The sequence below is a fragment of the Corynebacterium sp. ACRQJ genome (assembly GCF_022346045.1).
In the GTDB taxonomy this organism is placed as follows: Bacteria; Actinomycetota; Actinomycetes; order Mycobacteriales; family Mycobacteriaceae; genus Corynebacterium; species Corynebacterium evansiae.
On the sequence record NZ_JAKRMT010000002.1, the window covers coordinates 209,869 to 223,314 of the forward strand.

General features: G+C 63.5%; 13 protein-coding genes and 2 tRNA genes. 6 read left to right on the forward strand and 9 right to left on the reverse strand.

The window, feature by feature from the left end:
* Nucleotides 1-29 precede the first annotated feature (29 nt).
* A complete protein-coding gene (locus MHX52_RS02345; protein ID WP_239316384.1) occupies nucleotides 30-1,139 on the forward strand; it encodes a LacI family DNA-binding transcriptional regulator in 1,110 nt (369 codons plus the stop codon).
* Here MHX52_RS02345 and otsB read toward each other — a convergent pair.
* The 5 genes from otsB to MHX52_RS02370 form a co-directional block, all read right to left on the reverse strand.
* Nucleotides 1,104-1,940, reverse strand: coding sequence for a trehalose-phosphatase (otsB, locus tag MHX52_RS02350; RefSeq protein ID WP_239316386.1), 837 nt, complete (start codon nucleotides 1,938-1,940; stop codon nucleotides 1,104-1,106). The two genes, MHX52_RS02345 and otsB, sit on opposite strands and share 36 nt — an antisense overlap.
* Before the next feature lie 4 nt (nucleotides 1,941-1,944).
* A complete protein-coding gene (locus MHX52_RS02355; RefSeq protein ID WP_070487279.1) occupies nucleotides 1,945-2,427 on the reverse strand; it encodes an META domain-containing protein in 483 nt (160 codons plus the stop codon).
* Complete coding sequence (locus MHX52_RS02360; protein ID WP_239316388.1) at nucleotides 2,427-3,893, reverse strand: trehalose-6-phosphate synthase; 1,467 nt, start codon at nucleotides 3,891-3,893, stop codon at nucleotides 2,427-2,429. Before MHX52_RS02360 ends, MHX52_RS02355 begins: the two co-directional genes overlap by 1 nt.
* A 46-nt stretch (nucleotides 3,894-3,939) precedes the next feature.
* Nucleotides 3,940-4,347, reverse strand: a complete 408-nt coding sequence (locus MHX52_RS02365; protein WP_070487281.1) for a hypothetical protein — start codon at nucleotides 4,345-4,347, stop codon at nucleotides 3,940-3,942.
* Between the two features lie 70 nt (nucleotides 4,348-4,417).
* Nucleotides 4,418-6,010 (reverse strand): threonine/serine exporter ThrE family protein, encoded by a 1,593-nt coding sequence (locus tag MHX52_RS02370; protein WP_115597332.1) that lies wholly within the window; start codon nucleotides 6,008-6,010, stop codon nucleotides 4,418-4,420.
* A 196-nt stretch (nucleotides 6,011-6,206) separates the two neighbouring features.
* Between MHX52_RS02370 and MHX52_RS02375 the strand changes: the two genes are divergently transcribed.
* A tRNA-Thr gene (locus MHX52_RS02375) sits at nucleotides 6,207-6,279 on the forward strand.
* 110 nt (nucleotides 6,280-6,389) lie between these two features.
* Nucleotides 6,390-6,460, forward strand: a tRNA-Gly gene (locus tag MHX52_RS02380).
* A gap of 36 nt (nucleotides 6,461-6,496) precedes the next feature.
* Here MHX52_RS02380 and MHX52_RS02385 read toward each other — a convergent pair.
* Together MHX52_RS02385 and MHX52_RS02390 are read right to left on the reverse strand one after the other, a co-directional pair.
* On the reverse strand, nucleotides 6,497-7,009 hold the full coding sequence (locus tag MHX52_RS02385; RefSeq protein WP_239316390.1) for a GNAT family N-acetyltransferase: 513 nt from the start codon (nucleotides 7,007-7,009) through the stop codon (nucleotides 6,497-6,499).
* Between the two features lie 105 nt (nucleotides 7,010-7,114).
* Nucleotides 7,115-7,786, reverse strand: a complete 672-nt coding sequence (locus tag MHX52_RS02390; protein WP_239316392.1) for a L,D-transpeptidase — start codon at nucleotides 7,784-7,786, stop codon at nucleotides 7,115-7,117.
* A gap of 263 nt (nucleotides 7,787-8,049) precedes the next feature.
* Between MHX52_RS02390 and MHX52_RS02395 the strand changes: the two genes are divergently transcribed.
* On the forward strand, nucleotides 8,050-8,757 hold the full coding sequence (locus MHX52_RS02395) for a response regulator transcription factor (RefSeq protein ID WP_239316394.1): 708 nt from the start codon (nucleotides 8,050-8,052) through the stop codon (nucleotides 8,755-8,757).
* A gap of 12 nt (nucleotides 8,758-8,769) precedes the next feature.
* The gene (locus tag MHX52_RS02400; RefSeq protein WP_239316396.1) at nucleotides 8,770-10,359 is read left to right on the forward strand and encodes a cell wall metabolism sensor histidine kinase WalK; all 1,590 of its coding nucleotides are present in this window, start codon (nucleotides 8,770-8,772) and stop codon (nucleotides 10,357-10,359) included.
* 30 nt (nucleotides 10,360-10,389) lie between these two features.
* On the opposite strand, the gene MHX52_RS02405 is transcribed toward MHX52_RS02400, so the two are convergent.
* Nucleotides 10,390-11,592, reverse strand: a complete 1,203-nt coding sequence (locus MHX52_RS02405; RefSeq protein WP_239316398.1) for a triacylglycerol lipase — start codon at nucleotides 11,590-11,592, stop codon at nucleotides 10,390-10,392.
* Nucleotides 11,593-11,679: 87 nt separating this feature from the next.
* The gene (locus MHX52_RS02410; RefSeq protein ID WP_034986095.1) at nucleotides 11,680-12,117 is read right to left on the reverse strand and encodes an HIT family protein; all 438 of its coding nucleotides are present in this window, start codon (nucleotides 12,115-12,117) and stop codon (nucleotides 11,680-11,682) included.
* A gap of 65 nt (nucleotides 12,118-12,182) precedes the next feature.
* On the opposite strand from MHX52_RS02410, the gene purD reads away from it, so the two are divergent.
* Nucleotides 12,183-13,439, forward strand: a complete 1,257-nt coding sequence (purD, locus tag MHX52_RS02415) for a phosphoribosylamine--glycine ligase (RefSeq protein ID WP_035004634.1) — start codon at nucleotides 12,183-12,185, stop codon at nucleotides 13,437-13,439.
* Nucleotides 13,440-13,446: the final 7 nt, after the last annotated feature.

The following is a 13,446-nucleotide window of genomic DNA, read 5'->3' on the forward strand; positions in this document are numbered from 1 at the left end:
AGGAAGGGCCGGCGACTACCCTTAAGAGAATGAACAGACCAGCACGGCGCGGCACCTTGGCCTCCATTGCGGCTGAACTGGGCGTTTCGCGCACCACGGTGTCCAATGCGTACAACCGCCCGGATCAGCTTTCGCCCGAGCTGCGCGACAAGATCCTGCACGTCGCGGCGAAGGTCGGCTACCCAGGGCCGGACCCGATGGCACGCTCGCTGCGTACGCGCCGGGCGGGGGCGATCGGCGTGCTGTTGACCGAAGAGCTGCCCTATGCGTTCGAGGATCAGGCCTCGCTGGAGTTCGTCTCCGGTGTGTCGGTGAGCTGCGGGGCGATGGACGCCTCCATGCTGCTGATCCCGGCGGGCGTGGACGATAACCCCACCGCCGACCGCCCCGCACAGCTGGTGAACCAGGCCAGCGTGGACGGATTCATCGTCTATTCCGTGGCAGTCGACGACCCGTACCTGGCCGCCGTCCGAAACCGTGGTCTGCCGACCGTGGTGTGCGACCAGCCCGCCGGAGTGGGTGACCCCTTCGTGGGCATCGACGACCGCGAGGCCATCAAGCCCGCTATTCGCGAACTCGTCGACGCAGGCCACCGCCACATCGGTGTGCTGTGTATCCGCCTGGACCGCGCCCCGAACAACGGCCCGGTGAGCGACGAACGCATTCAGGCCGCTCACATGCACGTACAGCGCTCGCGAGTGCTGGGAATCCTGGACGTGCTGGAGGAAGCCGGGATCTCGCAGGCACCCATCGTCGAACGGCACATCAACAATCCCCAGACCGCCTTCGAAGCAGCCCAGGAGCTGCTAACCAACCACCCCGAGCTCACCGCCGTCGCCTGCACCACCGACTCGCAGGCCCTCGGGGTGGTGCGTTACGCGGCCGAGCAGGGGATCGACGTGCCGGGTCAGCTCTCTGTTACGGGGTTCGACGGTATTCCCGAAGCTATTGACGCCCACATCACAACCGTCCGCCAACCCAGCAAAGACAAGGGACTGGAGAGCGGCAATATGCTTGCCGAGCTCATCGAACAGCGGTTGAGCGAAAACCCGGCCAAGGCCGCCCGCCGGGCAGCGGCGCCGAGCGTGCTGCTGGATACCGAGCTAATCCGCGGAACGTCCGTCGCGGCGCCGCAGTAGATCCTCCAGGAAGTCCCGGACGTCCTCCGGGGTGTCCAAGCGGTGCGTGGCGGAGGTCTCGCCGCCGCCGACGCGGATGCCGACGTCCGGGGCGGGCGCGGTAGCCGGCGCGATGGCCGGGGAGTAACGCAGCGTGGAGAGCGCCGTCTCGTCCGTCGTGTCATCCCCCGCGAATAGCACTCGCAGCTCCCGGTCGTGCTGGCGTGCGTAGGCACGGCGGAAATCCTCGATGTAGGAGCCCTTGGTGGTCTTATCCACCGCGACCTCCAAGATGTCCTTGCCCCACGTCACGTGAGAAAGCTCGCTGGTGGCAGCGAAGTTCGCCAGGCGCTGATTCAACTGTGCAGCCAGTTCCTTATCCGACACCAGGCGGGTGTGCAGTCCCACCGCCAGGGGCTTGACCTCCACCCACGCGCCCTCGTGCTCAGCGGCAATGCCCTCCGTGTGGGAACGCAGCTCGCCCAGCCAGGCTTGCTGCTCTGGGCTTAGGTTCGCCGTGCCACCGTCGGCGGGTTCCGCGCCGTGGCTGCCGACCAGGCGCACCGGGCCGTGCACCGGCAGCATCGTCGCATGCGCAAGCTGCTCCAAGTTGCGCCCGGAAATCACCATCGCCACTGTGTTCGGCAACTCCGCCAGCCCCTCCAAAGCCTCCATCGCGCCGGGGACGGCGTGCACGCCCGTGGGCTCGTCCGAGAAGTGAGCCAGGGTGCCGTCGAAATCCATCGCTACCAGTAAGTCTGGAGTGGCGGCCAGGCCGGAGAGGTCGGCGTCAGAAAGAAGGGGCAGTAACGAACCATCCATGCGCCTAACCCTCCTGCGGACCGCTAATGAACTCAACCGCCGGGACGGACTGCCAATCCTGCTTGTCCTCCGGCGCGGGCTGCTGCAGCTTCAGCGAATTATCGGAAGGGCGGGTGTAGGTGAGGTCCTGGTCGTTGAGGACGGACTTCAGGCGGTCGGCAGTGTCCTCGTCGCCCGGCAGGCACTGGGCGCCGTCGATGCGGGAGGAGGAAAAGTCGGTGATGTGTATGGACTCGTCCTTCCACTCCACGTTTCCGGTCAAGTGGACGCAGCCGCTGGCGCCGTTCAGCGATTCCATGCCGAAGATCAAGTAACTGCGGCCCTGCTGAGCCTCCGGCAGTAGGCCGCCACGCACGTCCGAATCGTAAATCGCCGAAACCTGCCATTGGGAGTTGCCCAGTGGCGCCTCCGAGTCGGAGCACGCCGAAAGACCGGCCACGGTTGCAGCGCTTAGACCAAGCGCGAGGAAACTAGCGGCACGGCGCATTATTCAACCTCCCGCAGCTGCTGTAAAAACGCATCGGCCCAACGGTTGACGTCGTGATCCTGCAGGTGCTCCCACATCTGGCGCATGCGGCGAATCTTATTCGCAGGCTCGTCCTCGATGGCCAGCTGCAGCGCGTCGGCGATGGAATCGACATCGTGCGGATTGCACAGGTACGCCTGCACCAGCTGGGTCGCCGCGCCCGCGAACTCCGAGAGCACCAGTGCCCCTGAACCATCCGAGTGGCAGGCCACATACTCCTTAGCCACCAGGTTCATGCCATCCTTCAGCGGGGTGATCAGCATGACGTCCGCCGCAGTGTACAGCGCCACGATCTGCTCGAACGGTAGGCCGGAGTGCATGTAGTGGATCAGCGAACGCCCCAGGCTGCCATGGTTGCCGTTGATGCGGGAAACGATGGCCTCCACCTGCTGGCGGGTGCGCCGATAATCATCCAGGCGCTCGCGCGACGGGGTGGCGACCTGCACCATAGCCACGTCTTCCGGAGCCAGGCGGCCGGAGTCCAACAGGAACTCGATGGCCTCTAGCCGGTGCTGAATGCCCTTGGTGTAGTCCAGCCGATCCACGCCCGCGATCAGTACTTTCGGATTGCCCAGGCGGGCTCGCAGGTCGCTGGCCTGGGCCAGCACGTCCGGCTGATTGGCCTGCGCGTTTACCTTCGCGGAGTCGATGGAAATGGGGAACACTCCCACCTTGACCTGGCGGCCAGAATCCAGCGTGACGGTGCCGACCACCTGCGCTTCCTCCGGCAGGCGGGCGCCGCGCAGGAAGTTCGCGGACTCGGAATCGTCCACGATCTGCACCGAATAATCCATGGCCCGCAGCGCCACCATGAAGTTCCGCGCGGAATCCTGGGTGTGAAAGCCCACCACGTCCGCGCCCAGCGTGCCGTCCAACACCTGGCGGCGCCACGGCAGCTGACGGAAAAGCTCCGGGGCGGGGAAGGGGATGTGCAGGAAGAAGCCGATGCAGACATCGTCGCGTAGTTCGCGTAGCTGCCCGGGAACCAGGTGCAGCTGATAATCCTGCACCCAGACGGTTGCGTTCTGCGCGGCCGTATCCGCCGCCGCCTGGGCAAAGCGCTGATTAACCTGCTGATAGCGTTCCCACCAGCGCTTATCGTAAGTGGGATGCACGATCAGGTCGTGGTACAGGGGCCACAGGGTGGCATTGGAAAAACCCTCGTAGAACTGCGCGAAATCCTGCGCGTCCAGGTTCACCGGAACCATCTGGATGCCGGCTTCCTCCGGCGCGGGCATATCCTCGGCCGCGACCTCGTCCGTTGCCCCCGGCCAGCCGATCCACGCGCCGCGGTTGGATTCCAGCACCGGCTTCAGCGCGGTGACCAGCCCACCCGGAGAAGGAACCCACGTGACCTCCCCGGTGGACCCATCCACGTTGCGGTCGACGGGAAGGCGATTGGCGACAACCAGAAAATCGGACTGCATGTGTATCACCCGTGTCGGTGCAATTAGGCGGTTTATTCGCTACGTGCTACTCGCTAGCCTTAGTGGCCTTCTTCGCCGTCTTCTTAGTGGTTTTCTTTGCGGCCTTCTTGGTGGTCTTCTTCGTCGACTTCTTGGCGGCCTTCTTGGTCGTCTTTTTCGCGGCCTTCTTGGTGGTCTTCTTCGTCGACTTCTTGGCAGTCTTCTTTGCGGCCTTCTTGGTGGTCTTGCGGGTGGACTTCTTGGCCTCCTGCTCCGCCTCCTCGAGCTCGGCAACCACGCGGCGGTGGATCAGACCCTCCGGCTCCACGCCCAGCATGCACATCAGCGTTGCAGCGTCGAGGAAGTCCTCGGAGAAGGTCGCGACGATGCGCTGCGCTGCCTGTGCGGTTTCCGCTTCTACCGCGTGCAGGGATTCATTGTTGGCGGAACGGTTGTCGGTGACCTTCGGAGGCACGAGCCTGACCCCATTTCTACAAAGTCGACGTACGGAACTTTAAGTCTCAACTTTAAATATTTTACGCGATTTAGTGTTCGCTCGTGCCCGCCGGGTGGTCTTCGGACTGTTCTTCGCCCTCCGCCGCGCGCATCTCGCTATCCAGCTGCCACGTACTCTTCGACGCGCTCTTGCGGCGCCTACGCCAGTGCAGGGGCTGGCGCACCCGTCCGTCGGCGCCCATCCGGGGCTTGTTCTGGTTCGTCCGTCGGGGATCCACGCGGGGGCGCCGCAACTGCTGGTAACGGTGCAGGATGCGGGGGCGGCGAATGCGGCGGGCGATCCACTCGCCCAGTACCACGCCCGCAGCCAGCGCGGTCGCGGTTGTCAGCGCGAGGCCCAGGTTGGACATACCGACGACGAATTGGTCGTTGAGGACGGAGCTCATGCCCCGGTACAGTGCCAGGCCGGGCAGGAACGGGGTGATGCCCGCGGCAGCGGTGATCTGCGGGGGAATCATGTAGCGACGGGAAAGCAGACCACCGGCCAGGCCGACGACCAGGGCGGCCATTGCGGTGCCGAAGGTGCCGGGCCAGTTGAGCACGTTCGTCACACTGAACAGCGCCAGCGAGGCGATTAAGGCCGTCAGGCTGGCGACCACGGTGGCGCGTCGCTCGCAGAAGCAGGCGCTGCAGAAGAATGCCGTGGCCACAGCGCCCGAGATGATCTGAATGGTCACCGACCCCAGCACGCCCGAGGTATGAGTCGTATCCAGCGGTGGCAGGGTAATGCCCATGACGGCCATCGTCTGAATACCGGCAGCAATGCCGGTAATGATGCCGCCGGTCTGCAGAACCGTCTCATAGAAACGTGCAGCGGAGGTGACCGGGGCGCCCGTTATGCCGTCCTGTAGCGCCTGGACCAGGGTCAACCCCGCAAGCAGGGCGACAATAGAAGAACCAATAATCAACGAGGGCGGCAGGTAGAAATCGATCCGATCCGCAATCGAATACGTCACCGCCGCCGGGATCACCGCCGCGAATCCGCCGAGGACGTTCTGGAAGAACAGCGGCAGGGACTTCGAGGCCAGCCAGGCGTTGGCAAACATGGTGAAGATCGTGGTGATGCCAGCAACAATCGCCACGGCCCAACCGCCGCCGAGAAGCAGGGCGACGGCAGCGGCGAACCCACCCCAGCTGGCCAGCGCGTAGCGGTTGCGGTAGGGCAGTAGGGAAGTTTCAATGTCGAAGAGGATCTTCTGCGCCATCTCCAGGGGGGTGGCGCCTGCGACGATCGAACGGATGAGCCGGTCGACCTCAGTGATGCGGGAGAAATCCGTCGAAAGCTGCCGCACCACGCGGAACATGTTCGTCGGCGGGGTGTTTTCGTTGAAGCGCGAGTAGACGTAGATCGTGTTCAACGTGATGTCGACGTGCGTATTGTTCAGGCCGTAGGCACTCATGATGCTTCGGATCTGCGCCTTCGCATCCGAATTGCTGGTGCCCGCGGTGAGGAGCTGGTCGCCGATGCGGCTGGCCAGGTCCATCACTGCGTGGATCTTCACAGGATCGGAAAGATCCACCGGCGCCAAAGGAGATGGCGGCGGCGCTAAGCGGATAGCATCGATCGTTGCCCTGTTGCCGGAAAACAGCAGGTCAGAGCCCTTCCTCAATGCCTTCGACATGAAACTAGACACTCCCACACCGTACATCGGGGCTAGGGAGATTTCACAAGAGCCTGTTCCCCCAGGTGGGATGGGGTGCAGCGGGGAAGTTTTACTGTTCACAGGTGTGGCTTGCTAGGCTTGGAAAGTCCATCGCCTGCGGGTGAGCCCCCGGTCGTCGCCGGTTGCTAGAGCTCGCGTTTGAAGGTGGATCAGTGCTGGAGTGGCGCAATCGGTAGCGCAACGGTCTTGTAAACCGTAGGTTGCGAGTTCAAGTCTCGTCTCCAGCTCACCTCGCGCCCAGGGAATTCGCCCGCTTATCGTGGCGGCGGAACCCCTGGTGCTAGAGTATTCGACAGCACGTGGCGGGCTGCACCTATGCAATCCGTGTGCTGGAACTGCCGGCGTAGTTTAGTGGTAGAACATCAGCTTCCCAAGCTGAGAGTGCGAGTTCGATTCTCGTCGCCGGCTCAAATTTTTCTCTCGCCTTGGGGCGGCAAGTGGGGGCTAGCTGTCGAACGTGTACAGCATCACGTGCGCGTGCTCGGCCTCGTCCACGCCCTTGTCGACGTATCCGATCTTCTCGTAGACGTGCTTCGCGCGGTCGTTGCCGAAAACGACGCACAGGCTTACGCCCGGCTTGCCGTCGGCCTTCGCCTGATCCAGCACTGCCTGCATCAGCTTCGTGCCCAGCCCCTTGCCCGTGTTGCCGGGCGCCATGGCGATCGCCACCTCAGGGTATTCTGCAGAAACGTAGCCGTAGCCGTGGTTTTCTTCCGTAGAGTCGAGCAGCCATGCTGCGCCGATGGACTCACCGTTTTCTTCGACGATGACGCCACCTTGTCCCTCAGTCCAGCCATCTACGTAGAAGACCGTGTCCTCGTCGAAGGTGTCCGAGTATTCCCTGTTCGGATCACCCCAGGTATCCGTCTCAGCGTTCATCTTGTGGATGAATGGACGGTCGGCTTCGACCGCGCGACGGAAGGTGAACAGTTCAGGATTTTCTTTGTAAGAAGTCATAGGAGTAAGCGTAGCGAAAGCAACCCCCAGGGCGAAGCTGCTCCGGTGCGGTGCTTGCCCTGGGGGTCTGGCGTTCAGGCTGTTGAACCCTAGCGCTGTTGAATCCTAGTAGATGTAGATCCGGTCGCCGACGTTCAGCGCGTTGAAGAAGTTCTTGGCGTGCGGGGAAGCCAGGTGGATGCAGCCGTGGGACATCACGTTCGGATCACCCTGGTGGAAGGCGTGGCCGTTGTTGGTGAAGTACACGGAGTAGGGCATCGGGGCGTTGCCGTAGGTGCGGGAAACCTCGTTCTTCACCTTGCGGGTGATCACGTGCCAGCCCTTCGGGGTCTCGTAGCCACGCTTGCCGCTGGAGATCTTCACCGGGCCATAGCTGGTCTTCCCACCGCGCTGCAGCCAAGCAGTCTGGTTGCGCAGGTTAACGCAGCCGCGGGCCTGAGCCGGGCACTGAGTGTTGCGCGGAGCGGGACGGTGCTTCGGAGCCGGGCGCGGGGCGGGCTTGTTGGCGCGCTCGCGGGCGGCCAGGGCGCCTGGGGCGAAGAAGTTAGCGGCATCGTCGGCTGCACGGTTGATCTGGCCACGGACGGGCTCTGGCAGACCGCGGGTGCTGTTGTGGACGTTATCGCGGGCGCCCAGAACGAAGTTGTTGATGTCCTGCTGGGAGGAGCCCAGAGGAGCGGCAGATGCGGCGCCGGTGCCCAGGGAGGCAGCCATCATGGTTGCGACACCGGCAGCGGCGAGGCGGCGGCGGAGGGAGCGAGAGTTGGATTTCGTCATGGGGATAGCTTATCGGGTCGCATGAAGAATACGTGTACTGAATCACGAGTTAATTCCTAGATTCTCTCCAGAACCACTGCAGTTTTCGAGGGCAATGAAGTTGGCGCGGTAGCTGGCGCGTGGAGGCAGGAAGACAGTTCCGAGAGTTTTCCGCGTTGGTATGCCGTGGTGGCATGCCGTGGTGGGAAACCGCTACAGGGTTCACAGGAAACATCCAGCTATCATGCAGATAGACGCTAATTCTCTGCAGCACAATGAGGTGCATGACAATGCCTAACACCCAGCCGGTGAAGGTCCTCGTCGTCGACGACGAGGCCAATATTTCTGACCTCCTCAAGGTAAGCCTGAAGTTTCAGGGGTTTGATGTGGAAACGGCCGACAACGGCCAAGACGCGCTGGCGCTGGCGGAAACCTACCAACCGGACGCTTTCATCCTGGACGTCATGATGCCCGGCATGGATGGCTTCACCCTCCTCAACAAGCTCCGCGCCGCAGGCCACGATGCCCCGGCGCTCTTCCTCACCGCAAAGGATGGTGTGGAGGACCGAATCCACGGCCTGACCATCGGCGCCGATGACTATGTGACCAAGCCGTTCAGCCTGGAAGAGGTCATTACCCGACTGCGCGTGATCCTGCGCCGTGTGTCCTCCGAGGAAGAGCAGGAATCCAGCCTTATCGCCTACGAGGACATCACTCTGGATGACGACATGCACGAGGTCACGAAGGCCGGCGAGATCGTCGACCTATCGCCCACGGAATTCAAATTGCTGCGCTACCTGCTGGTCAACGCCGAGGTTGTGCTGAGCAAGGCCAAGATCCTGGATCACGTGTGGAACTACGACTTCGGCGGCGACGGCAACGTCGTCGAGTCCTATGTTTCCTACCTGCGCCGCAAGATCGACAAGGAAGAGCCACACCTCATCCAGACCGTCCGCGGTGTGGGCTACGTGTTGCGTAAGCCCCGCACCTAAAACCTGATTCCCATGTCCAACGCTGAAAACACCGGCGCGCCCGAGTCTGCTGAGTCTGCTGTAGGCTCCGCCGTCCCCGTCCGCTCCGGTCATCCTGGGCATTTCCTGTCTCACTATCCGCTGCGCATCTCCCTGGTCGTGGTGATCGCGGTGCTGGTCGCAATGGGGCTAACGGTTTCCGGTGTTTCCGTGACGACCACCCTGCAGCGTTTCCTCATTCAAAGGGTTGATGAGCAGCTAGATCAGGCGACAAACGGTTGGGCTCACCGGTCCGGCCTCGCCGACGGCAATTCCGAGGATCAGAGTGCGCCGAGCGGGAGCGGGAGCGACAGCAGCGCTCTGGGGCTGGAAGGTTTCGGTGTACTGAACCTCCAGCAGCCGCCGAATCCCGTCACCGGTGTTACCCGCCCACCCAGCGACTTCTACATTCTGGTGGTCGACGACCAGGTCTCCTATGAGTACTTCAACTCCCCGTTGAAGGCCCGCCCCGAGATCCGCGGCCTGGGGCAGCCCACCATGCCCGTGACCGTCGGCTCGCGCGAGGACTCCGGCACGCACATCAGCTGGCGTGCTACCAGCTTCCGCAATGACGACGGCACCATCACGATCGTCGCTTTGCCTTTGGCCGAAGAAGAGCACATTATCTCCCGCCTCGTGCTGTTGCAGGCAGTGATCGGCCTGACGGTCGTCGCGTTCGTCATCCTGGCATCGATGTATCTGGTGCGCCGCGCTTTGCGTCCACTGAACGAGGTGGAACTGACGGCGTCAAAAATTTCGAACGGTGACCTCGGGCAGCGCGTGCCGAATTGGCGGCCCAACACAGAGGTCGGGCGGCTTTCGCAGGCGCTCAACAAGATGCTCGCGCAGATCCAAGCGGCGTTCGTGGCCATTGGCGCTTCGGAAAGGCAGGCACGTCGCTCCGAGGCATCGATGCGCCGCTTCATCGGGGATGCTTCGCACGAGCTGCGCACGCCGTTGACGTCGGTGCGCGGATACGCGGAGCTGTACCAATCGGGTGCTACTGATGACGCCCCCATGGTCATCGACCGGATTTCGGAAGAGGCTGGCCGCATGAGTCTGCTGGTCGAAGACCTCCTCGCACTGGTCCGCATGGACGAAGGCCGACCGCTGGCGAAGAACCGCGTGGACATGCTGGAACTGGTGCTGGAAACCGCGGAGTCGGCGCGCGCGGGATTCCCGAACCGCACGGTGCAGGTCGTCAACGAAACCGGGGATGTGCCGATCGTCATCGGCGACGTGAACCGCCTGCACCAGGTGCTGGGCAACCTAGTGACCAATGCGTTGCGGCACGCGGGCGAAGACGCTGAGGTGAAGCTGCGCCTGGATAAGCGCGACGGCAACGTGATCGTGGATGTGGAGGACAACGGCCAGGGCATCCCGGCTGAAGACGTGCCACACCTGTTTGAAAGGTTCTACCGCCCGGATGTTTCGCGCTCCCGAGCTTCCGGTGGCTCGGGGCTGGGGCTGTCGATCGTCAAGGGGCTGGTGGAGGTCCACGGCGGCACGGTCACCGTGGACAGCGAAGAAGGCAAGGGAACGCGCTTCCGGATCGAGTTGCCCGAAGCACCCGAAGCGGAATAGCGCCCCGCGGGGCATGTGAGGCCGCCCCGCCTACGCTTCTGTATCGCCTTCCTCCAAGCCGTCGAGCAGTGCCAAGTGGACGATGTCCTGCACGTCCGGGTTCGTCGGCAGCTCCTCGTGCTTGCACTTGGACACGCCCAAGTCCTGCAGGAAATAGTTCGTGATGATGGCCTCGCCCGTGTCGTTTGAATGGCCGTCCTCGAGTTGGAACGTGGTGTGGTCGCTGGGGATGGTGGGCTGCCGGTCACCCAAGAAGGCATTTTCGTGAGGCACCACGGTGGCATCGTTGCGGGTGGCGTAGCAGGTGTAGCGAATGTGGTTGCGGGTTTCGGGGGAGGCCGCCAGGGTTTCCATCAGCGGCGAACCGATGACCTGCTGCATGCCCGCTGCGCCGAAGACCCGGCGAATGGTGGCAGCCGCCACGCGCTGGCTCATGTCCGTGGTAAACATGCCGCCCAACATGCCCATGAGCGTGGTGCCCTGGTGCGGTGCGCCGAGCGTGATGAGGTGGTGGACGTAATCCTCGCCGCCGAGCTCGTTGATCCAATAGCGGGCCAGCAGCCCACCCTGGGAATGCCCCACGATGTCCACAGCCTCCGCGCCCGTGGCGGCCAGCACCTGCTCGATGTAGGCACCGATGTCCTGGGCGGAGGTTGGAATATCCTGCGTTCCGTGCACGCCATAGTCCGGGCTGAACACCACAAAGTCGTCGTCCCGCAGGCGCAGAACCAGGTTCTGCCACACGTTCTTCGAGCTGATCGTCCCGTGGATCAGGATTACCGGGTACGGGCGGTCGATAGTGGGGCGGGCTTGCCAGAGGTCGTCCGCGTAACCGGGGGAGACTTGGCGGGCGCCCAGCGGCGGGTCGGGGATGGCACCGCGGAGCTGCGGTAGCTGCGGGCGGGTCATGCGCCCCGGAATGTCCCAAAGGAAGCGCCCGGTGTTGGAAAGACCGCTGGCCATGCCGCTGCCAAGGCGGCTTAGCCAGCTGCGGATATCAGGGTCGGGGCCGATGACGTCGCCCGCGTTGGCAGGGTCGTAGTCATCATTCCGGTGGTAGTCGCCGTAGCCGTCGTAGCTATCGAAGCTCTCTGGGCGCTCGAAGTTCTCTGTCACGGCCGCGCCCGCCGGGGGATCGACTTCGGCTAGTTCCTCTAAGTCGAGTTCTGGGTCAACCACGTCGTCAGCGTTGTGAGGGCTTTCGGTGTTGTCGGTGTTGTTGTCGTTTTCCATTGGTTATCCACCGCAAAGACAATGTCGACAATGTCGCAATGACAATGAAACGTAAGAGGGTGCCTGGTTGAGTTGCTGGGTTTGAGGCTAAGCGGAAGGGATCTTCGCCTCGTCTACCCCTTGAGCCTGCAGCGCTTGGCGAATCTTGGCTGCCGATTCATCCATCTTCTCCGGATCCGTCTCGTCCATCCGCATCACGTTCTGCAGGCTGTAGCCGGACATGTCGGAAGCCGGGAAAATGTGGATGTGGGCGTGTGGCACCTCGAATCCAGCGATCAGGTAGCCGGCGCGGGGGGCGTCAAAAGCCTCGACGATGGCCTTGCCCACCAGCTGCGCGACCTCGTTGCAGTGAGCCCACGTCGCCGCATCCATATCGGTCCAGCGGTCGACTTCCTCGATCGGTACGACCAGCGTGTGGCCGTATGCCGCGGGTTCGATGGTCAAAAACGCCGCCGCGGTTTCGTCGCGGTAGACGATGCGACCGGGAATCTCACCGTTCAGGATTTTCGTGAATACCGTAGCCATGCTGCCGATGTTAGCGCGTTAAACGTATCTGGTGGCGGGGCTTGGCTTCGCTAGACTGGGGAACCATGCGCATTCTTGTTATCGGCAGCGGTGCCCGCGAGCACGCACTGGCTTATTCTCTGTCCCTGGATCCCTCCGTCGAACAGGTCCACGTCAGCCCGGGTAACGCCGGCATGACGGCGGTGGCCACCCTGCACCCGGACGGCGATCCGGTGGCCCTGGCCCGCGAGATCGAGGCGGATCTGGTTGTTATCGGCCCCGAGATCCCGCTGGTCGCCGGGGTTGCCGACGAGCTGCGAGCGGCGGGCTTTGCCGTGTTCGGTCCGTCGGCCGCCGCCGCACAGATCGAGGGTTCGAAGGCCTTCGCGAAGGACATCATGGCAAAGGCGCAGGTCCGTACCGCCGATGCCGTCGCTGTTCCTGTCGGGTCTAGCGATTCTTTTATTGACGCCACCCTCGACAAGTTCGGCCCGACTTACGTTGTCAAGGACGATGGACTGGCCGGCGGAAAGGGTGTGGTGGTCACGGCCGACCGTGCGGAGGCTCTGGAGCACATCCACGCCGTGCACGCAGGCGGCAACCCGGTGCTGCTGGAGAGCTTCCTGGATGGCCCGGAGGTTTCCCTGTTCTGCCTGGTGGATGGCGAGACCGTGGTGCCGCTGCTGCCCGCGCAGGACTTCAAGCGAGTGGGGGACAACGACGAAGGCCCAAACACCGGCGGCATGGGCGCCTACACTCCGCTGCCGTGGCTGCCGGCGGATGGCGTGCAGCGCATCGTGACCGAGGTTGTGGAGCCGGTGGCCAAGCAGATGGTCGCCGAGGGCGTGCCTTTCAACGGCCTGCTGTACGCAGGTCTGGCCTGGGGTAGCGAAGGTCCGGCTGTGGTGGAATTCAACTGCCGCTTCGGCGACCCGGAGACTCAGCCCGTGCTGCGTCAGCTGAAGACCCCGCTGGGTGGGGTGCTGAATGCTGTGGCGACCGGCACCCTGGACCAGCTTCCGCCGCTGGAGTGGGAGGACGGTTACGCGCTGACTGTCGTGCTAGCCGCCGAGAACTACCCGGCCAGCCCGGTTACCGGCAAGCCGATTGTCGGCGCGGAGCCGGGCAACGAATCCCGCGGCATTTTGGCCGCGGGCGTGGCGGAACAGAATGGTCAGCTGGTGAGCTCCGGCGGCCGCGTGCTGAACGTCATCGGCACCGGCGCCACCCTGGCAGAGGCACGCAAGCAGGCCTATGAGACCCTGCAGGGCATCCAGCTGGAAGGTTCGCACTACCGCTCCGACATCGCCCTTCCCGCAGTTGAAGGCCGCATTTCCATCTAGCGCCCGG

Bases quoted from the DNA above. Each gene is read 5' to 3' on its own strand.
- otsB (WP_239316386.1), bottom strand. From the start codon at position 1,940: ATGGATGGTTCGTTACTGCCCCTTCTTTCTGACGCCGACCTCTCCGGC.
- MHX52_RS02405 (WP_239316398.1), bottom strand. From the start codon at position 11,592: ATGGAAAACGACAACAACACCGACAACACCGAAAGCCCTCACAACGCT.
- MHX52_RS02370 (WP_115597332.1), bottom strand. From the start codon at position 6,010: ATGTCGAAGGCATTGAGGAAGGGCTCTGACCTGCTGTTTTCCGGCAAC.
- MHX52_RS02390 (WP_239316392.1), bottom strand. From the start codon at position 7,786: ATGACGAAATCCAACTCTCGCTCCCTCCGCCGCCGCCTCGCCGCTGCC.
- MHX52_RS02360 (WP_239316388.1), bottom strand. From the start codon at position 3,893: ATGCAGTCCGATTTTCTGGTTGTCGCCAATCGCCTTCCCGTCGACCGC.
- MHX52_RS02410 (WP_034986095.1), bottom strand. From the start codon at position 12,117: ATGGCTACGGTATTCACGAAAATCCTGAACGGTGAGATTCCCGGTCGC.
- MHX52_RS02400 (WP_239316396.1), top strand. From the start codon at position 8,770: ATGTCCAACGCTGAAAACACCGGCGCGCCCGAGTCTGCTGAGTCTGCT.
- MHX52_RS02395 (WP_239316394.1), top strand. From the start codon at position 8,050: ATGACAATGCCTAACACCCAGCCGGTGAAGGTCCTCGTCGTCGACGAC.
- purD (WP_035004634.1), top strand. From the start codon at position 12,183: ATGCGCATTCTTGTTATCGGCAGCGGTGCCCGCGAGCACGCACTGGCT.
- MHX52_RS02345 (WP_239316384.1), top strand. From the start codon at position 30: ATGAACAGACCAGCACGGCGCGGCACCTTGGCCTCCATTGCGGCTGAA.
- MHX52_RS02355 (WP_070487279.1), bottom strand. From the start codon at position 2,427: ATGCGCCGTGCCGCTAGTTTCCTCGCGCTTGGTCTAAGCGCTGCAACC.
- MHX52_RS02385 (WP_239316390.1), bottom strand. From the start codon at position 7,009: ATGACTTCTTACAAAGAAAATCCTGAACTGTTCACCTTCCGTCGCGCG.